This window comes from Peptostreptococcus russellii (assembly GCF_003012055.1).
Lineage (GTDB): Bacteria > Bacillota > Clostridia > Peptostreptococcales > Peptostreptococcaceae > Peptostreptococcus > Peptostreptococcus russellii.
Genome location: NZ_JYGE01000002.1, coordinates 176,677 through 196,083 on the forward strand (window position 1 = coordinate 176,677; position 19,407 = coordinate 196,083).

Here is a 19,407-nt window from a genome sequence, read left to right on the forward strand (position 1 = left end):
TAGTTTGATGAATCTATAAATCACTTTCAATCGCCTTAACTGGGCAAACCTTTACTGCTTCATTAAGTTTTTCCTTATTTACTGTATATTCATCATAATCCTTAACAAAAGCTTTTTTTCCATCCATTTTAAATACTTCAGGGTAAATTTTAACACATGAGCTACATCCAATACAAGCTTTTTTATTAATTTCTATACCAACTTTTACTTCTTCCTTATTCGGAATATCTTCATCTTTTATTATTTTATCAGCAATCCAAGAAAATATGATTATAGCTAAAACAGTTAGAACCCAACGTATGATCATAAACTTAGGACCTAGGAATTTTGCCTCGTTTAAAAGCATTGGTATCTTAATTACAGCCCAAGAGCTTAAAATAACTACAATATTTCTTATAGAAGCTCCTTTTTTATGAAGCATTATTGATATTGGGAAGGCAGCATAAATAGGACCTGCTGAAATGCTACCAATTATAAATGATAAGACTAACCCTTTTCCCTTTGCTTCCTTTCCTAAAAGTTGCATTATCTTATCCTTAGGAACCCATAAATCTAAAAGGGCTGTTAAAACAAAAATTACAGGCATTATTATTAACATTTCTTTTATATAATAAGCACTATTTTTGACTGACTCAAAGGCCATTGTTGGCCTAAAAATACTTATTAAAAGGTATACAAGAAGAACTAGTATAAAAAATAAATTATCTTTTGCTTTTTTAATTATGTTCATATAATTACCCCCATTACAAGTGCAATAACTATTGCAAAAACAAAGCTAAAGCCGTTACGAACTAAGGTGAATTTAGTACCAAACTCCTTTTTTTCCAGTGGAAATGTAACAAGTCCAACCATGGTAAGAGTAGTCAAGAAAGCTACTGAAGGGACAATACCTACTCCTGCATCTACTAAAGTTCCTATCAAAGGAAAGGCTATAAATGCTGGAACGAGGGTAATTGTTCCAAGTAAAGCCGAACCAACAGTTGCCAGAAAAAGAGACTGCTTGCTTACAAAGCTTGCAATTTCTGTAGGGGGTAAAAATGTTAGGATTAGACCTATTGCTAAAATAATAGAAAAAATGCTTATGGCCATACCTTTTCCCATATTAAGTGCCATTTTTAAAGCCTTTTTCGTTTTAGCACCATCCTTTTTAAAGGATATGAAAAGAAAAACAAGAGTAATTAACCATAAAATAATTGTAAATATATCCACTTTTATCGCCCTCCTTTTAAGCTTTTGGTGCTGGTGCTTTTACAACAATGATTTCTAGTGTTTCTTTATGAAGATTTTTTACATTCATTTTTGTCCCCTCTGGAATCTTTAATAAGGTATTGTAGCTGTATTCATGAGCTTCTTGTTCATCTAAAGCTATAGATAGAACTCCTCTTATAACAGTCATATAGACATTGGAGTTTGAATAATGCTCTGGTAAACCTTCATTCTCATTAAAAACCATGTGTAGATAATGTATATTTTCATCGAATATAACTTTTTCTACTGCTTTTTCATTGCCTTTTGATAAATTAAATGTTTTTTCTATCATTCTAAATCTCTCCTTTATTATTTTAAAATTAAATTTTATATTTCAATCTTACCATCATAAAACTAAATACAATAGACACCTATGTTTCTTTTTGTTATAATTAAAATAAAAAGGAGAACTTATGATTAATATATTAGAGAATATATCACTCTTTAGAAATGTAGATACTTTACTTTTAAAAAATGTAATTGGAACCTATAATCTTCAAAATAGAATTTATAATAAGGGTAAAACTGTTCATGACCAAAACGAAGTTTGTTCTGGAATAGATGTAATTCTATCAGGCAAGCTTGTTGCTTACTCTTTAACTAGTCATGGTTCAGAAACAACTGTATTTGAATTTACTAGTGGTGGTGTAGTAGGGGCTAATCTTTTGTTTGGTGATAATAACAAATATCCTTTAAATATTTATAGTATAGAGGAAACTAGTCTGATATATATCCCCAAATCTGCTGTAGACACATTGTTGAAAGATCAGCTTTTTGCAATAGAGTTTATAAAAATTTTATCTTCTAACTCACAAGCTCTTAATAGAAAAATTGCAATATACACCCAAAAATCTTTAAGAGAAAATCTCATAAACTACCTGTCTGCTCAAGCCAATATTCAAAATTCTAAAACAATCTATCTTCCCATAAGTAAAAAACAACTTGCAGACCATCTTGGTGTTCAAAGGCCTTCTTTATTTCGTGAATTAAAAAACATGAAGGATGAAGGACTGATTGAAATTAATAACAGAATAATTACTTTACTGATTTAGTAAACATCTAATATTCTCCACCCTTTACTAGTGATTAATGCCTTTATAAAATATGATTAACGTATAAAAGCCTGTGGGAAAACTCCTGCAGGCATTTTTTTATGTTCTTTTTTAAATAACCTCAACTTTTAGCCTTTCCTGTGGCTATTAAGTAGGAGGTAGTGCTATATGAAAGAAATAGAAAATAAAAAGACAAGTAAAATATCCAATGCAATTTTAAAAGAGGAAAATTTATCTACAAGAATATCTGATGATCAGCTGCAAGGAGAATTTAACTATTCACAGGCTGATAAAATCTTAAAGAAGATGCTTGAAAAGGGGTTAATAAATGAGGTGGAATTTAACAAAATTACTGAACTAAATCGTGAAACGTTCTCACCTATTTTAGTAAAGATAATGCCCTTAAATCGTTGATATATAAGGGTTTTAACCGTAACATGTGACCTACCAAAGAGGAGGTGAGACAATGAGAAAGATAACAAAAATTGAAGCAAACAGACCAGATCCGTTTGCTAATCCCAAATTAAGGGTTGCTGCTTATTGTAGAGTATCTACAGATAGTAATGAACAACTTGAAAGCCTAAAAGCACAAACAACTTATTATGAAAAACATATAAAAGCTAATCCTGAATGGGAGTATTTAGGTGTTTACTACGATGAGGGCATTAGTGGGACAAAAAAGGAGAATAGGGAAGGACTACAAAAGCTAATATCTGACTGTGAAAATAAGAAGATAGACTTAATAGTAACAAAATCTATTAGTAGATTTGCAAGGAATACTATGGATTGCTTGGAGATGGTTCGAAGGTTGATCGAAATTGGAGTGTTTATATATTTTGAAAAAGAAAATATTAACACCCAGTCCATGGAAAGTGAACTAATGCTTTCTATCTTAAGTAGCCTAGCGGAGAGTGAGTCAACATCTATTTCAGAAAACAATAAATGGGCAGTCCAGAAACGATTTCAAAATGGAACATTTAAGATTTCTTATCCACCATACGGATATGAAAATATAGATGGCCAAATGGTAGTAAATAAAGAGCAGGCTGAAATAGTAAAGTACATTTTTAGTCAAGCTTTAGCTGGTAAGGGAACTGGGAAAATAGCTAATGCACTTAATAATAGAAACATTCCTTCTAAAAGAGGAGGCAAATGGTCAGGGACTACTATTCGTGGAATTTTAGTAAATGAAAAATATGTAGGTGACGCTCTTTTGCAGAAAACATACACAGATAGTAGTTTTAATAGACGTACCAACTATGGAGAGAAAAATAAGTACCTTATTCAAGATCATCACGAGGCAATTATAAGCCGAGAGGATTTTGAAAAGGCTGCTTTAATCTTGGAACAAAGAGCAAGGGAAAAGGGAATTGAAAAAAGGAATTCAAAATATCAAAACAGATACAGCTTCTCAAGTAAGATAATTTGCTCCGAATGCGGAGGGACCTTTAAAAGAAGAATCCATTCTACAGGCAAAATCAAATATGTAGCGTGGACCTGCAATACGCATCTGACGCATAAAGAGGAATGTTCCATGCTCTTTATCAGGGATGAGGATATAAAGAATGCTTTTATAACCATGATGAATAAGTTAATCTTTGGCAAAGATTTTATTTTAAAACCTCTCTTTAATAAACTTAAAATAATGAGCAAATCAGGCAACCTTTCAAAGATTTAGACTCTAGAAAAACAAATTGAAAGCAATAGAAAGCAACAAGATTTACTAGTAAGCCTTATGGCCAAGAAATATTTAGAGCCAGCTCTTTTTAACAAGGAAAAGAATAAACTTCAAATGGAGGAAAATAACCTTATAGAAGAAAAAGAAGGTCTAATCCAAGACTTAAATGGAGAGTTATCAAAAGGACAGGAAGTTAGTAGTCTAATAAAATATACAAATAAAACGGCTATGTTAACAGCTTTTGATGATGAAGCTTTTATTCATCATGTGGATAGAATTATAGTTTTTCAAGAGAAGAGATAGGCTTTGTTTTAAAGTGTGGAGTTAGACTTAGGGAAAGGATGTGAGGTTTATGGGACATACACCTTATGGATACAAGATAGAAAATGGTGCAGCTTTTATTGATGAGGAAAAAGCTAATAGGATACAAGCCTTTTTTAAGGAATATTTATCTGGACTATCCTTAAGTGCTGCAGCTAAGAAGGCAGGTATTAATGCTTACCATGGGACAGCGGGAAATATGCTAAGAAACAAAAAGTATCTAGGAGATGGATTTTACCCAGCCATAGTTGACAAAGAAATATTTGAACAGGCGGAAATTGAAAGGCAAAAAAGAGCCAGGAAGCTAGGCAGAGTATATGAAAGTAAAGAGCAAGAAAAGCCAGAGCAAGAGTTTGATTTTACTATAGGTTCTATAGATGAAGATTATGAAGACCCTTTTACTCAAGCTGAATATGTTTATGGCTTAATAAGAAGAAAGGAGCGTTCAAATGATACCTAATAGGAATGTAGTTATTATTCCAGCAATGAAGCGATCTGGTAATAATGGTAATAAAGATGAAATACCTAAACTAAGAGTAGCTGCATATTGCAGAGTTTCCACAGATAGTGAAGAACAGTCCAGCAGCTACGATGTGCAAATAGAGCACTATACTGAATTTATTAAAAAGAAAAATGAAGGACATCTTCCCCAGTATTATGTTGAAAATAGCCATGAATCGATTATTCCCAAAGAATTATACTTGCAAGTTCAGGAGGAAATTCATCGAAGAAGCAATATCTACACAGGAGAAGGCAAGAACAAACGAATTTATAGTAGTAAGTACGCATTAAGTGCCATCACCTTCTGTGGAGATTGTGGCGATATTTATAGACGGGTCTATTGGAATATCCACGGAAGAAAAGAATTTGTCTGGCGATGTGTGACTAGAATCGAGCAAGGTCCTGAAGTTTGTAAGAACCGAACCGTAAAAGAAGATGAGCTCTACGGTGCTGTAATGACCGCAATTAATAAGCTGCTTGCAGGTGGGAACAATATGATAAAGACACTGGAAGAGAATATTCATGCGGTGATTGGCGAAACCACAGAATACCAAATTTCAGAGATTAACAACTCACTAGAGGAAAAACAAAAAGAACTCATCAAGCTGGCTAATAAGGGGCAAGACTATGAACACTTGGCAGAAGAGATTGATGAGCTGCGAGATAAGCGCCAGACCCTTTTAGTAGAAGATGCCTCTCTCAGTGGCGAGAACGAGCGAATCGATGATTTGATTGAATTTATCTGCAAGAACAAATTTCGCACCTTAGAATATGACGATAAGCTTGTAAGGAAGATAATCCAGAGCGTTACAGTCTATGAAGACCACTTCGTCATATCCTTTAAATCTGGTATTGAAATGGAAATATGAAAAACAGAAGTAAATAGCCCATGACTCTACAGTAGAGTTGTGGGTTTTCTTTTGCTTGCTGATTATAATAATATTTTAATAACTATTGTGTCTATCAACCAAATGGTTTATAATATTATTAGCGTAAACTTGGAGGTGCTGTATGACTACGGCAGAAATGATTAAAGAACTGTGTGAGCAAATGAATATAAGTGTTTCCGAACTTGCTAGACGTATTGGCCAGACTCCACAGAATTTCAATAAAAAATTACAACGAGAAACAGTAACCTTGGATGAGTTGAAGGCCATAGCTGACGCCTTGGATATTAAATTTGAGCAGGTATTCACTTTGCCTGATGGCAATGAAATAAAGACTGGTAATGAGTAAAGGAGGTGGCCTGATATGATGATCAGTCCAGAAAGTTATTATGAAGAGTACCTTAAAGGAAAAACTAGAGAACAGATAGTGTCGACGATCCGGGGACTTAAGCAAGAAATAGGTCGCCTTAAAAATACGATGGAAAGCCCTGAATATGGCATTAAAGAAATCGTGCATCCGAGTGAAGATACGCGTCTGCACTGTACTCGTGAATACCTGGAAAGAGCGAGACAAGCCTATGCTGAAGCTAGTGGGACTTATACCTTATCAAAATCAGAACAAAAGGCTGCTGACTTTAATGCGAATATAGATGCAATCTGCAAGATTACATTTAGCATCGGAGGCTTCTTTGGAGGCTACCGGAGCTATGTTGTAGAACTAACAGATGGATTGAAAGCCTATACAAAAATATGGGAAGGTGAAAAACTACTCTCGCTATGGGATGAGTATAACGAAGAGCCTTTTAGAAAGGACACTTTTATTGATGTACTTAAGGATCTTCACATTGGTGAATGGCGTAGATGATATTCTACTGAACGCTTCGGATACACGGTATGTGATGGTACCCAATGGGAGTTAGAATTTGAATACAACAATGGCTATAAGCCAGTAAGATTTAATGGTGACAACTCATACCCTTATAACTTCGATAAGTTCCAGATGCTATTTGGTATTGAGGAAGCTGGGGAGGAAGAAGATGATGAGTAGGTTTACAATTTATTTGGCTCAAATTGAAAGGAGGCAAATATTTGGAATGTAAGTTATATTATCCACAAAATGAGGAATTAATCGTTCTTACATATTATAAAAAATGGGAGAAAAAAATAAAATACATTGAAAAAAGTTACAGTTCATTTATGGGGTCATATGTAGTGTTTTTTCATCTATTTGATGCAAGCGATCGGGAAACAATTAACATATATCATGATGATGAGAAAATTTTAGATTCAATTATTCGGGAGGCAGTTTATGAAAACTATATTGATTTATCTAAGTATTATCAATATGATCAGCTAGATCTGGATACTTAATAGAAGGACCGAATAAACAAATTTAGAATAAAATTTAATTGAAGGGGTGTTTAGATGGGAAAAGATGAGACCATGAGAGATAACATAATAACAGAATGGATTATTTCTGGAAATCCTAAAAAGTATAATGTAGTTGGTGCTTTTCATGAACTAGGTAAAGTAGATTGGAAACAGAGTACGAATATTTCTGAAGGTGATATCGTTTATATTTACGTTTCTGACACAATCCAAGCGGTACGTTTTAAATGCAGAGCAAATAAAGTTAATATGAAACAGCCGGATATTGATGATAGTAAATTTGACGTTTCAGGGGAATTTGACGGAACTTATGGAAGATACATGGAACTGGAAATGTTAGAGGAATTTCCAGAAACATTATTTTCTAGAAAGATATTAGAGAATTATGGATTTTCTTCACCACAGAGTCCAATACGACTTCCTGTACAATTGAAAACATACATGGACTTGATTCAAAAATTAAGGGATTCTGAAGAAATGGATCCTGATAAACACGATGGTACTTATGAGCTCGTTAGAGAAACTATAAGGGCTTATTCAGAAATGGATGATCTAAGTGTTTGTGATTACAATGACTTAAATCTTGTTTATCTTATGACGGTAGGTACATGGAAGCACAAAGTCTTATCAAAGAAGAAAATTATTGATTCTAGTAATCTTCCTGGAAAAAGTAAAGAGAAACTTAAGGCCTTACTTGATCTTATTTGGAAAAGAGCTCAAAACAAAGAGTATACAAATAGTGATGGGTCTTTTGGAATGTTTGGCACTGGTTTTTTTTCATTTAAGGGAAAGACAGATAAAGATTCTCCTCAAAAATTTATAAAAGCCTGTGTAGACATACTTGATATTGAAGATGATGATCAGATTTTCGATAGATTTGAAAAAGTGTTGGATAAAAAATATCATGGTATGAAAGCCGCATCTGCATCAATGGTATTACACTGCTTAAAACCATTTACATTTCCTATTTTCAATAGCAATATGGGTTCTGACAATATATACGTTTATCTTGGAATTGATCTAGATAAGAAAACAGAAGTACATACTTATATAAGGAACTGTCGCCAAGTAAAAAAATACAGAGACGAAAAATTTAATATAAAGAATTATAGAATTTTTGATATGGCTGCTTGGAACATAGGAAAAGAACACTCACAGACAGATATTGACTATATTGGTGTTCTTGATTATTTGGATAACAACCGAGATATTCCTTACTCAAATCCTGAAGCTCAAGGTGTTGAAGAGAAAGAAAAACAACGTTTACTAGAAATTAAACATAAAGGTCAGGCTACAGTAGCTGAAATGAAAAAAATGGTTGCTATTTGTAACGAACGGTTTGGGTTAGATAAATGTGAACCCATGTCATGGCTTGACGGCTCAAACACAAAAACAAGAAGATATCTAAGGGCCCAGATGAAATATGGACAGTATGGGGATAATCCTATTAGTATCTCGATCTTTGTAGAGTTATCTGATGAAACTAATAAAAGTAGGTATCGTTTTAGTTTGGAAATAAAGAATGACAGTTCGGATAAGTATCAGATGAAAAAATATCATAGTTTTTTGGATTTGCCAGTTGATAAAGAAAACTCTCTTGTTTATGTTTCTGGAAGTAATGAATTTGGTGCCACAAAGGTTTTAAGTGAATCTGTAGATGAAATAAATCAGAAAATTGCTGATGGTGTTTATAAAAAAGTTCAACTTTGTAGAGTCCAAGAGTGGGTGGATGAATTAACCAATGATGATTATGAAAATGTAATGTTTGAGGCGATTGAATCATTGATCCCTTACTATGAGCACGTTCTAGGAATCGAAAATATAACATACTGGCCAAGTTTAGAAGAATATAATCCCAATATTAGTAAAGATGAATGGTTAAATATTTTATTAGACGAAGGAATCACTAGTAAAGAAGATTTAAAAATGTTCAAGTGCATGCTTCTAGAGGGAGGAGAATCAACATGTGCGAATCTCGCTACAAGGCATGGTAACACTGCTTCATCATACAATATGAGAGGAAGCAATTATGGCAAGAAAATTGTAGATGCAATCGATCACGTCACACCATGCCCGGATGGAGAAAAAAATAGATATTTTCCAATTCCTTTTGTGGGAAGAAATGTCATAGAAGATGGGAATAAAAGATATTCATGGAAGCTTAGGGATGAGTTAAAGGAGGCATTAGAAGAGATGAACTTATCAAAAATGGATCTAACCAATTTGGAAGCTCAAGACATTGAGTATGATAAAAATCTAATACTATATGGACCTCCTGGAACCGGAAAGACATATCATTCTGCCACATATGCAGTAGCAATTTGTGACAATAAGTCTTTGGATGAGTTAACCGATTATGATGCTGTCATGAAACGTTACAATGAGTTAAAGAATGAGCAACGTATTGTGTTCACTACATTTCATCAATCATATGGGTACGAAGAGTTTATTGAAGGTATTAAACCTGTGATCTCAGATGAACGTTCTGATGGTAGCGGAGATGTATCTTATAAAGTTGTGCCAGGCATATTTAAAAGATTCTGTGAAACTGCAAAGAAAACAAAAGTGAAAATGGATAAATTTGATATACCAGAAGATGCATCGGTATGGAAAGCAACAGTGCGTACTTCTGTTAGTGAAGACTGCTTTAAGAATAATCGTGTACGTATTGATTGGGGGATAGAGAGTAAAGGTGCTTCAGCATTTGTTAATGACATGAAACTTGGTGACATTATTATAACTACAAATGGTTCGAGAAGTAAGATAAATGGTATTGCCGTTATCACAAAAGATGAAGCATATTCTCTTGATAGCGAAGATGATGCAACTACAAGAGATGTAATGTGGCTAGCAACACATATAGATGAAGATATAAAAGACATTAATATGAATAGGATGTTGCATAGGATGACCGTTGCCCGTGTTCCAGCCATGCAGGTTAGTGACATCGTCTCCTTAGCAAAAAAATATAACTCTGATCTATATAACACTGAAATTGAGCAAAATGAGAAACCATATGTATTTATAATAGATGAAATTAATAGAGGAAATATATCAAAAATCTTTGGTGAATTGATCACCCTTATAGAGTGTACAAAGCGAGAAGGAATGCCAGAAGCTACTGAAGCTGTACTACCTTATTCAGGGGATCCTTTTAGTATACCTAAAAATGTTTATATACTTGGAACGATGAATACTGCTGATAGATCCATTGCTCTGATGGATACAGCACTAAGAAGAAGATTTAGCTTTTTAGAAATGATGCCTGAAACGGAAATATTACGTTCCATAGGAGCAGACAAGGTTGGAGATCTAAATGTAGCAGATATGCTTGATGTAATCAATGAAAGAATTGGTTTTTTGTATGATAGAGAGCATACAATTGGCCATGCATTTTTTACAGATTTAAAGGATGACGCTTCAATTGAACGATTGAAATGTATTTTTGAAAAATCAGTAATTCCTTTATTACAGGAGTACTTTTATGAAGACTACCAAAAAATCCAGATGATCCTGGGTGATGATGGTAAAGAAAATCCTGACTTGAAATTTATAAAAGATGAAAAAGTGATTGCAAAGAATATTTTCAAAGGTAATGTTGAAGATATTATAGATTTGCCAGAAAAGAAATATTCTATTAATAAAGAAGCATTGTCCAATATTCAAAGCTATATAGAGATACTGTAAAGTGTGGTGAGAAAACATGGGTAAACCGTTTGAGGTAAGAGAATATGATTCAATTATCTGCAATAGTGATTATAAGAATGAAAATAAATACAAGTACCTCATTAAAAAGGAATTTGATAACATAGAAACGTTTATCTATGAATTTTCGGGAAGTAAAGAAAATGCAGATGTATTAGATTTTATGCGTATAGGGTATCGAAGAAATGTTGGTGAGACAATTACCATCAAGAATTATGTTGGTCTAATTCAGATGAAGGATGGGTTTCAGGTTCAAGTTCTACCAAAGATTTCATTTGGAGATGGAGAAGATCCAGGAAATGTTAAGACTAAGAGAGTTTTTCTGCGCATGTTACGTAGCATGAAAGACTTTCCAAGTAAGGTTTTTAATGACGCCAGTCTTAAAATAGATCATATGAATCTATATGAAATTTTTATTAATATGTATCTACAGGAAGTTCGTCATTTGGTGAAACGAGGCATTAAGTCAGCTTATATTTCTCAAGAGGATAATCTGCGGTATTACAAGGGAAAGCTTCTGGTAGGACAGCATTTACGTAACAATTTAGTGCATAAAGAACGTTTTTATGTTGGGTATGAAGAGTTCTTAATGAATAGGCCAGAAAATAAGCTGGTGAAATCAACTTTAGAAAAACTGCAGAAAATAACTACCAGTGCAGAAAATTCAAAAGAGATAAGACAGTTACTTACTGCTTTTGAGTTGGTTGAATCATCTGTAAATTATCAAAAGGATTTTTCTAAAGTAGTTATAGATAGGAATACAAAAGACTATGAAATGTTAATGCAATGGTCAAAAGTATTTCTAATGAATAAGAGTTTTACTACCTTTTCTGGTGCTACAACATCAAGAGCTTTACTGTTTCCAATGGAAAGTGTATATGAAAGTTATGTAGCCCAACAAATGAAAAAAGCATTTCGGCCAAGTGGCTGGGAAATATCAAGTCAAGATAAAGGGCATTATCTGTTTGTAGAACCGAGAAGACAATTTGCATTACGACCTGATATTGTTCTTAGAAGGAATGATCGTACAATAATTCTGGATACTAAGTGGAAAAATCTTATTAATAATGAAAGAGTCAATTATGGGATTTCTCAAAGTGATATGTATCAGATGTATGCTTATTCCAAAAAATATGAAACAGCTGAAATATGGTTGTTGTACCCGATTAACGACGAAATGAGAAATACGAGTCATATAAAATTCGATAGCGGTGATGGGACGACTGTAAATTTGTTTTTTGTTGATGTAGCAGATATTGAGTTAAGCCTCGCGAAATTAAAAAGCATATTAGAAGTAGAATAATAAATTATAGTGGGTTACAAGTGAACATGACCAGCACCTAGAAAATAGGTAGTTGATAAGTTCCCCCAAACGACAGTCAATCTTGGATATGTTCCCTAATATGCATCTCGATAAAAATGGGACAAAAATTGGTCTCAAAAAATTGACTAAATAGCTATAAAGTCCTCTCAAGGCACGTTGAAGCAGTAATTCTGATGACGTATTGTGGTGATGAGGGGAAATAATAGAGAATGACCACAACATATGGTGGTTTGAGGGTAGAATTTGGGTCAAAAAACGGTGTCTTTTCACCGGTTTTTGACCCTTTTAAATAGGGCATATTTGGGGAGGAAATGGTTATATTTGATTGATATATTGATAAGGGAATTATATACTATAGAATAAGTTATATCGAAGTAAAGTTAAAAGATCAGGGGGTATTAAATGGATTTTCAACATGAATCATATATAGTTCTTGATTTACCAAGTCCAGTAAAAGAAAAAATATATGATATTAGAGACTATCATAAAGATACACTGAGGGCCTCATTACCGGTTGAAATAACTGTGGCTGGTTCAAGTGGTGTTGGGGTAATTGAACCTGGACAAGATAAGGAGGTAGTTTTTAATACGATAAAAAACATAGCAATGAACACAAGTCCAATACTTGCTTCATTTGAAGAAGTATTAAGGTTTCCTGGTACAGACTTATTTGTATTTACCCTAAAGAACGAAGAGAGATTTAGATTGTTACACGAAGAAATAATAAAATCTGGTATTAAATTTAAGCCTAATAAATTTCCATATAGGCCATATTGTACCTTAAGAAGCAGAACTCCTATATCCGACAAAGAAGTAGAAGAAATCATGGGAACTAAGTTATCGGATGAATTCATACTTGATACAATTTCAATCTACATGGTTGATAAAATTCCTTTGAATAGATTATATACTGTTAAACTTTCAGGGAAATAATAATAAATTATTAAATAACAATATTTATATAATGTACATCAGTAGGTTGTTGTTAATTATATTATATAATCTTGAATACTAAAATTATAATGAGTAGTAAACATAAAGGTGGTGCCTCTTTTTTTTATGTCTAAAAACAGAAAGAGAGAAATGAGAACAATGTCAAAATTATTTATGTATGGAACATCCTTGGAAGGAATAGAGCAATTGATGGTTATGGTTCCTAATTTCCAGCCAAGGAGAAGTGGTATAGTGATCAATAATTATTTTAACTGCGAAGGAGGTGCTAGAGAATGCAATTGTAATGTTAACAATAGCTGGCATAAATGTGGATACATTGGTTCGGATTTGAAAATTAATGTGGATAGATGTAGATATACGAATCTAGTCAGAGTATGCTTTGGAAAGATAAATAATTATTTTTTAAAAGAAAGATTAAAGAATTTAACAAATAATTTTAAAGGTGAAGTATTTTTAAATCAAAATCATAAAAAAAAATTCTAATAGTTTGATGAATTGGATAAGAAAATGTTATATAATAAAGTAAAAGCAAAAAAAATTGTCTGAAGATAATAAACATTAGGGAGGTTTGGTTTTGAATATAAATCAAAAAGGTGAAATTCTAATTTATCAAACTGAAAAAGGCGAAACTAAGATAGATGTTTATATGGAAGATGGTACTATATGGCTTACACAAAAAAATATTGCACAATTATATGGGAGAAATGTAAATACTATCAATGAACATATTAAAAATATTATTTCAGATGAAGAATTACAAGAAGATTCAACTATTCGGGAATTCCGAATAGTTCAAAATGAAGGTGGTCGTGAGGTTACAAGAGATATAAAATTCTATAATCTTGATATGATTCTAGCTATAGGTTATAGGGTTCGCTCCAATGTGGGGATTCAATTCAGAAATTGGACAAGTAAAATTTTAAAGGAATATATGAAAAAAGGATTTGTAATGAATGATGAAAGGTTAAAAAACCCTAAAAAATTTGGTGATGATTATTTTGATGAACTAATAGAAAGAATACGTGATATTAGGGCATCAGAAAAAAGATTTTATCAGAAGATTAAAGATATATATAGTTTATCTGTCGATTATAATCCTGCTACAGAAGATACAAAGATTGTGAAGACCTTCTTAAGAACAATATTATTGATGAGTATGAACTTGGAGAAGCAGAAGATATTGTAATAAGTAAGCATAAACCAGTTTGTATTAATAAAGTAGGTATATCCGTGCTTGATGATGTTGGGGGATTAAGTGGATTTGCAGATTTACTAGGAACTATCTATGAAGGAGAAGATAAGGAAGAAGTATTTAGTGCTCGTGCATGGGCAAAGAGCCTGGGATGGAGTGCTACAAAAGTTTCTAATAAAATGATGTTATAACTATAAATTGGGTTGCAAAAACATGCATATGAATTGCATAGTAAAGGGAGGATTTTAAAGTAGATAAAACAACTCCGGAAAAAGCAATGAAAGAATTGACAATTATATTAATGTATTTATCAAGATTTAATGAAGGCAACTGTTTTGATTTAAGCATGGATATGACTTGGAAAGGGTACAATTTTGATATTATTAATGAGTTGGATGAAGAGGATTATATTATGCAGGGGAGTTATCGTTCCAAGTCTGTTGCAATAACTGAAGAAGGTATAAGATTAGCACAAAGTCTTTTGAATAAATATAATATAAAGGATTGGTAATAATCATAGAAATATAAATTGTAATGAATAAAGCCTTCAAAAGATATATTTTGAGGGTTTTGTTGCTTACAATTTGAAATAATTGAAAAATATATAGTATGGCTGAATTATTTGAAAAGAAATTATAGAGAGTCAAAATTAGTAAATAAGATACCAAAGTTTTATATTTTCTAAGTGGATATTAAAGCTTTTTCTAAGGGATACACCTTACCAACAAAGGGGGTAATATCTCCCTACAACATCATTATTGACCTCTCAAGGCAGGTTGAAAGGATTTTAAAGGTAAAAAGCTTATAAAAGCAAGAAATGGTAAAAAATATATTTTTGAAAATAGCTGTATATCATTTATACATAATTCACTAATGGGTGATAAAAGCTAAGATAATTATATCGTAACAGAGATGAGTAAAATGGCTAAGGGAACCATACTGACACCAGAGCAGCAATTGGAACGCCGACGTGAAATAAAAAACACTACACTACAGCTTTTTGCAAAAAAGGGTTTTCGTAAAACATCCATGCGTGAAATCTCGAAAGCTCTTGGCATGGGAAAATCAAGTATATATGATTTTTTTGAATCTAAAGATGAAATAGTAGTGTTTGCATTTGAAGAAACAATGGTTGCCGTTGTTGAGAAAACTAAAAAAATATCCGCATCAGACTTGCCACCGGATGAGTCATTGCGTGAGATTATGCGAAATGATCTAGCCTACACAAAGGAAAACAAGCACTTAATCGGATGGTTGAATGCGGAAGTAAGTTATTTGGAAAAACCATACCAAAAGCGATTGCATGATGTCAGGCATCAATATCAAAGTATCATACAGGCTGTCATAGATAAGGGGATAAATTTAGGGTTATTCCGAGAAACTAACTCACTACTAGCAACAAAGTTACTTATAAATTCTATGATTTCTATCGCCTATACTTCCCGACTAACCGGAACTATGGAAGAAATGTTGGAAGAAGCCATGAACATTTTTTTATATGGCATAGAAAATACAAATAAATAAAAAACTTCAAATACTTGCAAAGGAGGTTTTATAAATGAATAAAATATATACTTTGCCACTTTTTGATGAACTAGCGACACTTGAAAACGTTGGTGGAAAAGGAATGTCACTTTCTAAGCTAATTGAGGCTGGTATACCTGTGCCGGATGGTTTCCACGTTACCACCGATGCTTATAAACAGTATATGAATGATAATGAAATCAGTGATTCTATCACTGCACTACTTGATAGTACCGACCCAAGTGATACTAACGGGCTTGAAGCGGTATCACAAAAGATTAGTGAATTATTTGTTAAAGGTGTCATTCCAAGCGAAATAGAAAAAGAAATCATATTTTCCTACAACCATTTGGGGACTACCCCTGTTGCCGTTCGTTCCTCCGGTACTGCCGAGGATTTGCCAGGAGCTTCTTTTGCAGGTCAACATGAAACCTACCCTATTTCTTTTCTACATTGTATTAAAGGTTGACTAATGGTTAAATCTTTGTCATCTATTTCATCAAGTAGGCTTTCAAGTTGTCTGCACCGTGTTGGATTTTCCGCCTTTTTATTCGGAAAAAAGAATTGGTCTACAGACACATCTAAAATGGTAACAAGTTCATAAAAAACTTGCAGGCTTGGGTGCTGTCCACTATTTTCAATAGATGCAATATATTGAGGTGCAATGTTCATTTTATCTGCTAATTGATTTCTCGACATTCCCTTTGTATTTCTTGCTTCCTTTATAGCTTGACCCAAAGCTTTGAAATCGTATTTTTCAACTTTTTTCTTCATATTTTAGTTCACCCTGCTACATTTTACAGTTCAACCTTTAGTCTTGAATATGAGTGGATCTATGTCAATACTTTGGACAGAAATTTAGGTTTTTATTGAATTCCCGCCATCATTAGCAATCCAAACATAAATGCTTGTGATTTATCACCCGTAGGCCATAAACTAAAAGTAAGCTATGTTTTGCCTGGTAATGGGATATTGTAGCATTTACTTATCAAGCCCCGTTGGGTCGCTAACACCTACTTCTGGCTTAAAGTCTAAATCAAACTATGCTGCTCTACATATTTGTTCAAACTTATCTGGTGTCATATAGTTAATTGATGAATGAATTCTTTTTCTATTATAAAATCCTTTAATGTACTGAAATAACACTAGATTGGCATGGTCATAATCTATAAATGTATTCAGGTATACACATTCCTTTTTCAGTAATGCATGGAAGCTCTCTATGCAGGTATTATCATAGGGACAGCCTTTGGCACTGTATGATAATTTAAATGCACTGGATTCTACAGCTTCACGATATTCATTAGATGTATATTGCGAACCCCTATCTGAGTGTATAATTAGAACCTTATCAGGCTTTTGTATTGCTATGGCATTGTCTAATGCCTTTAATACTATAGATGTATCCATGGTCTTTGAATAACTATATCCTACTATTTTTTGAGTATGCAAATCTAAGATCGATGCTAAGTAAGTCCATCCATCTTTTATAGAATGTATATAGGTAATATCAGCTGCCCATTTTTCATTTATTTTAGTTGTTGAAAAGTCTCTATTTAACAGGTTTTCACCTTTATCATATACCTTATTCTTGGATTTATAGGGTTTATATTTCTTTATTACAATAGATTTTATGCCAAGATATTTCATATGCCTTTGGACTCGTTTAATACTAATCTTTTCATAACCAATTTCTTACTGCTGTTACACTTATGCTATATTCACTGGCTACATCCTTTGGTGCTTGTCCTGATATTACTAATTCGGCAATCATTGTTTTAAATTCATCTGTATAGATTTTTCTTTTAGATATTTTACGGAAACTTCCTTCCTTAGTTTGAGTATATATAAAACCTTATTTAGTGTCCATACCTATATACTAACACCATATCTCGAAAAGGACGTCGCTCGGCGATTGCATGTGCAACTTCATAATCTGAATGAGCCATATAAAGAGGTTTTTACTTTACGAGTGTTCGGAGAACTGCCATTCTCACAAATCGGTGAATTGTTTGGGAAAACTGATGGTTGGGCTAGACTAGTTTTTTACAGAGCAAAAAAATAATTACAGGGGCCGATGATCGGAAATATCATGGCAAACTTTATGTAATCTTAGAGCATGATAAATTTGTTGTAAGAATAGATATCCACCATTAAAAGACCGTTGAATATTATTATCAATTTGCTTTGATTGATTATATTTCACAAGAACATCCCTATTTTGTTCATTTTTCTTCTTATTTAATCCATCAATATATTTCTTTATATTTCTTTGCCCATTCAATAGAATCTTGACCATTTAATTTTTCCTCTAGATCCTTAAGGGTGCCAAGTTTTTCAACAATTTTAGTAGTCCATTTATTTCCTTCTACAATATCTTTAATTACATAAAGAGAAGTAGCATTTTTTGATTTAGAAAAATATAGTCTCATAATGGTAGAACCTCCAATCTATTACATTACAACAGATTACGATAAACTACGCAAGAATTGTTTTTTAAGTTTGACAAAAAAATAAAGCCATCTCAATGACTTTAGCGATTATTTTTATGGTCAACTGTCAAAGACCCGAGAAGTCAAACAATTTTTAAATTGCTTATTGATTAACAATCTTAGTTAATGTATACTATATATACTAGATTAACTTTCTGTTAATCCTTAAAATACACAAAAACAGTAATGAACATGGAGGTATGTAATTATGGACAGATTAAAAGGTAAGGTTGCATTGGTAACAGGTTCAACAAGTGGTATTGGTATTGGAATCGCAAAGGTGTTTGCAAGAGAAGGTGCTAAGGTTGTTGTTACTGGAAGAAGAGAAGAAAAAGGACAAGTTGTTGTTGATGCCATTACTAAAGAAGGCGGAGAAGCGGCATATTTATATAGTGACATCACTAAACCTGAATCTATAAAAGATTTACTTCAAGGTGTTGTCGATAAATATGGTAAATTAGATATTTTGGTAAATAATGCTGCCAATGTAACCCTTGCTGATGGGACAATTGAAGAGCTTACCACTGAAATGTGGGATGCTATAATGGAAAGTGATTTAAGAAGTGTATTTATAGCAACTAAGGAAGCGATTCCTCACATGAGAGCAAATGGAAAAGGTTCCATTATAAACATTGGTTCTATGGCTTCTTGTGCAGGAGACTTAGGAACTTCAGCATATGCTTCTGCAAAAGCAGGTGTAAATCTTTTAACTGAATCTACTGCCGTACAGTATGGAAAGGAAAATATTCGTTGCAACTGCATTCGCCCAGGTCTTATTGTAACACCTGAGAACAAGGAGCAACTACCTCAGTTGTTAATAGATATATTCATGAGCAATATTCTTGTTAACAGATATGGTAATCCTGAGGATATTGGAAACCTTGCTCTGTTTTTAGGTTCTGACGAAAGTGAGTATATTACAGGTCAAATTTTAAACGTAGATGGTGGAAGCAATGCTCATGCGCCAACTGTAGCTCAGTTTAGAGAAGCCGGCTCAAAAACTTGGTAAGAAATAGCTAGGTTAATAGTATAATTTATTGATAAGAGTTACCGTGAGGTAGCTCTTTTTTTATACCGAATATTAAAAAAGGTAAATAAATAATTTAACCTACTTAGTCTAAATACACAAAATAAGGTAAA

The 19,407-nt window shown here is 33.0% G+C and carries 26 protein-coding genes; 20 read left to right on the forward strand and 6 right to left on the reverse strand.

What is annotated here, in order from left to right:
- Positions 1-13 precede the first annotated feature (13 nt).
- The 3 genes from UF10_RS01670 to UF10_RS01680 are packed head-to-tail and all read right to left on the reverse strand — an operon-like array spanning position 14 to position 1,540.
- Positions 14-730: a permease gene (locus tag UF10_RS01670; RefSeq protein WP_106776104.1), complete on the reverse strand. Its 717-nt coding sequence runs from the start codon at positions 728-730 to the stop codon at positions 14-16.
- Positions 727-1,209: a permease gene (locus UF10_RS01675; RefSeq protein WP_106776105.1), complete on the reverse strand. Its 483-nt coding sequence runs from the start codon at positions 1,207-1,209 to the stop codon at positions 727-729. The genes UF10_RS01670 and UF10_RS01675 overlap by 4 nt, the downstream gene beginning before the upstream one ends.
- A gap of 16 nt (positions 1,210-1,225) precedes the next feature.
- Positions 1,226-1,540: a cupin domain-containing protein gene (locus UF10_RS01680; RefSeq protein WP_058258301.1), complete on the reverse strand. Its 315-nt coding sequence runs from the start codon at positions 1,538-1,540 to the stop codon at positions 1,226-1,228.
- Positions 1,541-1,661: 121 nt separating this feature from the next.
- On the opposite strand from UF10_RS01680, the gene UF10_RS01685 reads away from it, so the two are divergent.
- The 18 genes from UF10_RS01685 (at position 1,662) to UF10_RS01760 (ending at position 16,244) form a co-directional block, all read left to right on the forward strand.
- Complete coding sequence (locus UF10_RS01685; RefSeq protein ID WP_106776106.1) at positions 1,662-2,300, forward strand: Crp/Fnr family transcriptional regulator; 639 nt, start codon at positions 1,662-1,664, stop codon at positions 2,298-2,300.
- 168 nt (positions 2,301-2,468) lie between these two features.
- The gene (locus UF10_RS01690) at positions 2,469-2,714 is read left to right on the forward strand and encodes an SHOCT domain-containing protein (protein WP_106776107.1); all 246 of its coding nucleotides are present in this window, start codon (positions 2,469-2,471) and stop codon (positions 2,712-2,714) included.
- Positions 2,715-2,766: 52 nt separating this feature from the next.
- Complete coding sequence (locus UF10_RS01695; RefSeq protein WP_330403894.1) at positions 2,767-3,978, forward strand: recombinase family protein; 1,212 nt, start codon at positions 2,767-2,769, stop codon at positions 3,976-3,978.
- A gap of 57 nt (positions 3,979-4,035) precedes the next feature.
- On the forward strand, positions 4,036-4,281 hold the full coding sequence (locus UF10_RS09450) for a hypothetical protein (RefSeq protein ID WP_330403895.1): 246 nt from the start codon (positions 4,036-4,038) through the stop codon (positions 4,279-4,281).
- 49 nt (positions 4,282-4,330) lie between these two features.
- Positions 4,331-4,759 carry a serine integrase family protein gene (locus UF10_RS01700; RefSeq protein WP_106776108.1) on the forward strand — a complete coding sequence of 143 codons (429 nt, stop codon included), beginning with the start codon at positions 4,331-4,333 and terminating at the stop codon, positions 4,757-4,759.
- Complete coding sequence (locus UF10_RS01705; RefSeq protein ID WP_170062422.1) at positions 4,749-5,669, forward strand: zinc ribbon domain-containing protein; 921 nt, start codon at positions 4,749-4,751, stop codon at positions 5,667-5,669. Before UF10_RS01700 ends, UF10_RS01705 begins: the two co-directional genes overlap by 11 nt.
- A gap of 142 nt (positions 5,670-5,811) precedes the next feature.
- The gene (locus UF10_RS01710; RefSeq protein WP_106776109.1) at positions 5,812-6,036 is read left to right on the forward strand and encodes a helix-turn-helix domain-containing protein; all 225 of its coding nucleotides are present in this window, start codon (positions 5,812-5,814) and stop codon (positions 6,034-6,036) included.
- 15 nt (positions 6,037-6,051) lie between these two features.
- Positions 6,052-6,552, forward strand: coding sequence for a hypothetical protein (locus UF10_RS01715; RefSeq protein ID WP_242969010.1), 501 nt, complete (start codon positions 6,052-6,054; stop codon positions 6,550-6,552).
- A gap of 224 nt (positions 6,553-6,776) precedes the next feature.
- Positions 6,777-7,058, forward strand: coding sequence for a hypothetical protein (locus tag UF10_RS01720; protein ID WP_106776110.1), 282 nt, complete (start codon positions 6,777-6,779; stop codon positions 7,056-7,058).
- A 267-nt stretch (positions 7,059-7,325) separates the two neighbouring features.
- Positions 7,326-10,763, forward strand: coding sequence for an AAA family ATPase (locus UF10_RS09325; RefSeq protein WP_242969011.1), 3,438 nt, complete (start codon positions 7,326-7,328; stop codon positions 10,761-10,763).
- Between the two features lie 16 nt (positions 10,764-10,779).
- Positions 10,780-12,084, forward strand: a complete 1,305-nt coding sequence (locus tag UF10_RS01730) for an McrC family protein (protein WP_106776111.1) — start codon at positions 10,780-10,782, stop codon at positions 12,082-12,084.
- 423 nt (positions 12,085-12,507) lie between these two features.
- Entirely contained in the window at positions 12,508-13,038 is a 531-nt protein-coding gene (locus UF10_RS01735; protein WP_106776112.1) for a 2'-5' RNA ligase family protein, read from the forward strand.
- 126 nt (positions 13,039-13,164) lie between these two features.
- Entirely contained in the window at positions 13,165-13,542 is a 378-nt protein-coding gene (locus UF10_RS01740) for a hypothetical protein (RefSeq protein WP_242969012.1), read from the forward strand.
- Positions 13,543-13,633: 91 nt separating this feature from the next.
- Positions 13,634-14,245 carry a virulence RhuM family protein gene (locus tag UF10_RS01745; RefSeq protein WP_242969013.1) on the forward strand — a complete coding sequence of 204 codons (612 nt, stop codon included), beginning with the start codon at positions 13,634-13,636 and terminating at the stop codon, positions 14,243-14,245.
- 44 nt (positions 14,246-14,289) lie between these two features.
- Entirely contained in the window at positions 14,290-14,442 is a 153-nt protein-coding gene (locus UF10_RS09225; RefSeq protein ID WP_170062423.1) for a hypothetical protein, read from the forward strand.
- 86 nt (positions 14,443-14,528) lie between these two features.
- Complete coding sequence (locus tag UF10_RS01750; protein ID WP_106776113.1) at positions 14,529-14,762, forward strand: DUF6429 family protein; 234 nt, start codon at positions 14,529-14,531, stop codon at positions 14,760-14,762.
- A 410-nt stretch (positions 14,763-15,172) separates the two neighbouring features.
- On the forward strand, positions 15,173-15,775 hold the full coding sequence (locus tag UF10_RS01755; protein ID WP_106776114.1) for a TetR/AcrR family transcriptional regulator: 603 nt from the start codon (positions 15,173-15,175) through the stop codon (positions 15,773-15,775).
- A gap of 34 nt (positions 15,776-15,809) precedes the next feature.
- A complete protein-coding gene (locus UF10_RS01760; RefSeq protein ID WP_106776115.1) occupies positions 15,810-16,244 on the forward strand; it encodes a PEP/pyruvate-binding domain-containing protein in 435 nt (144 codons plus the stop codon).
- Here UF10_RS01760 and UF10_RS01765 read toward each other — a convergent pair.
- Both UF10_RS01765 and UF10_RS01770 read right to left on the reverse strand, forming a co-directional pair.
- Positions 16,208-16,549 (reverse strand): helix-turn-helix domain-containing protein, encoded by a 342-nt coding sequence (locus UF10_RS01765; protein WP_106776116.1) that lies wholly within the window; start codon positions 16,547-16,549, stop codon positions 16,208-16,210. The genes UF10_RS01760 and UF10_RS01765 overlap by 37 nt on opposite strands.
- A gap of 267 nt (positions 16,550-16,816) precedes the next feature.
- On the reverse strand, positions 16,817-17,467 hold the full coding sequence (locus tag UF10_RS01770; RefSeq protein WP_408633950.1) for an IS3 family transposase: 651 nt from the start codon (positions 17,465-17,467) through the stop codon (positions 16,817-16,819).
- Between the two features lie 229 nt (positions 17,468-17,696).
- On the opposite strand from UF10_RS01770, the gene UF10_RS01775 reads away from it, so the two are divergent.
- Positions 17,697-17,840, forward strand: coding sequence for a sigma factor-like helix-turn-helix DNA-binding protein (locus UF10_RS01775; protein WP_330403896.1), 144 nt, complete (start codon positions 17,697-17,699; stop codon positions 17,838-17,840).
- A gap of 184 nt (positions 17,841-18,024) precedes the next feature.
- Here the strand turns inward: UF10_RS01775 and UF10_RS09280 are convergent, their stop codons facing one another.
- Positions 18,025-18,207, reverse strand: coding sequence for a hypothetical protein (locus UF10_RS09280; protein ID WP_207654542.1), 183 nt, complete (start codon positions 18,205-18,207; stop codon positions 18,025-18,027).
- Between the two features lie 268 nt (positions 18,208-18,475).
- Here UF10_RS09280 and UF10_RS01785 point away from each other — a divergent pair, with 268 nt between their 5' ends.
- Positions 18,476-19,276: an SDR family NAD(P)-dependent oxidoreductase gene (locus tag UF10_RS01785; RefSeq protein WP_106776118.1), complete on the forward strand. Its 801-nt coding sequence runs from the start codon at positions 18,476-18,478 to the stop codon at positions 19,274-19,276.
- The last annotated feature ends 131 nt before the right edge of the window (positions 19,277-19,407 follow it).

What these genes read in the sequence shown, in the direction of transcription:
- UF10_RS01690 (WP_106776107.1), top strand. Translation starts at nt 2,469, where the DNA reads ATGAAAGAAATAGAAAATAAAAAGACAAGTAAAATATCCAATGCAATT.
- UF10_RS01730 (WP_106776111.1), top strand. Translation starts at nt 10,780, where the DNA reads ATGGGTAAACCGTTTGAGGTAAGAGAATATGATTCAATTATCTGCAAT.
- UF10_RS01710 (WP_106776109.1), top strand. Translation starts at nt 5,812, where the DNA reads ATGACTACGGCAGAAATGATTAAAGAACTGTGTGAGCAAATGAATATA.
- UF10_RS09280 (WP_207654542.1), bottom strand. Translation starts at nt 18,207, where the DNA reads ATGAGACTATATTTTTCTAAATCAAAAAATGCTACTTCTCTTTATGTA.
- UF10_RS01680 (WP_058258301.1), bottom strand. Translation starts at nt 1,540, where the DNA reads ATGATAGAAAAAACATTTAATTTATCAAAAGGCAATGAAAAAGCAGTA.
- UF10_RS01670 (WP_106776104.1), bottom strand. Translation starts at nt 730, where the DNA reads ATGAACATAATTAAAAAAGCAAAAGATAATTTATTTTTTATACTAGTT.
- UF10_RS01695 (WP_330403894.1), top strand. Translation starts at nt 2,767, where the DNA reads ATGAGAAAGATAACAAAAATTGAAGCAAACAGACCAGATCCGTTTGCT.
- UF10_RS01785 (WP_106776118.1), top strand. Translation starts at nt 18,476, where the DNA reads ATGGACAGATTAAAAGGTAAGGTTGCATTGGTAACAGGTTCAACAAGT.
- UF10_RS09325 (WP_242969011.1), top strand. Translation starts at nt 7,326, where the DNA reads ATGAAACAGCCGGATATTGATGATAGTAAATTTGACGTTTCAGGGGAA.
- UF10_RS01685 (WP_106776106.1), top strand. Translation starts at nt 1,662, where the DNA reads ATGATTAATATATTAGAGAATATATCACTCTTTAGAAATGTAGATACT.
- UF10_RS01700 (WP_106776108.1), top strand. Translation starts at nt 4,331, where the DNA reads ATGGGACATACACCTTATGGATACAAGATAGAAAATGGTGCAGCTTTT.
- UF10_RS01760 (WP_106776115.1), top strand. Translation starts at nt 15,810, where the DNA reads ATGAATAAAATATATACTTTGCCACTTTTTGATGAACTAGCGACACTT.
- UF10_RS09450 (WP_330403895.1), top strand. Translation starts at nt 4,036, where the DNA reads ATGGCCAAGAAATATTTAGAGCCAGCTCTTTTTAACAAGGAAAAGAAT.
- UF10_RS01715 (WP_242969010.1), top strand. Translation starts at nt 6,052, where the DNA reads ATGATGATCAGTCCAGAAAGTTATTATGAAGAGTACCTTAAAGGAAAA.
- UF10_RS01750 (WP_106776113.1), top strand. Translation starts at nt 14,529, where the DNA reads ATGAAAGAATTGACAATTATATTAATGTATTTATCAAGATTTAATGAA.
- UF10_RS01765 (WP_106776116.1), bottom strand. Translation starts at nt 16,549, where the DNA reads ATGAAGAAAAAAGTTGAAAAATACGATTTCAAAGCTTTGGGTCAAGCT.
- UF10_RS01740 (WP_242969012.1), top strand. Translation starts at nt 13,165, where the DNA reads ATGTCTAAAAACAGAAAGAGAGAAATGAGAACAATGTCAAAATTATTT.
- UF10_RS01735 (WP_106776112.1), top strand. Translation starts at nt 12,508, where the DNA reads ATGGATTTTCAACATGAATCATATATAGTTCTTGATTTACCAAGTCCA.
- UF10_RS01705 (WP_170062422.1), top strand. Translation starts at nt 4,749, where the DNA reads ATGATACCTAATAGGAATGTAGTTATTATTCCAGCAATGAAGCGATCT.
- UF10_RS01755 (WP_106776114.1), top strand. Translation starts at nt 15,173, where the DNA reads ATGGCTAAGGGAACCATACTGACACCAGAGCAGCAATTGGAACGCCGA.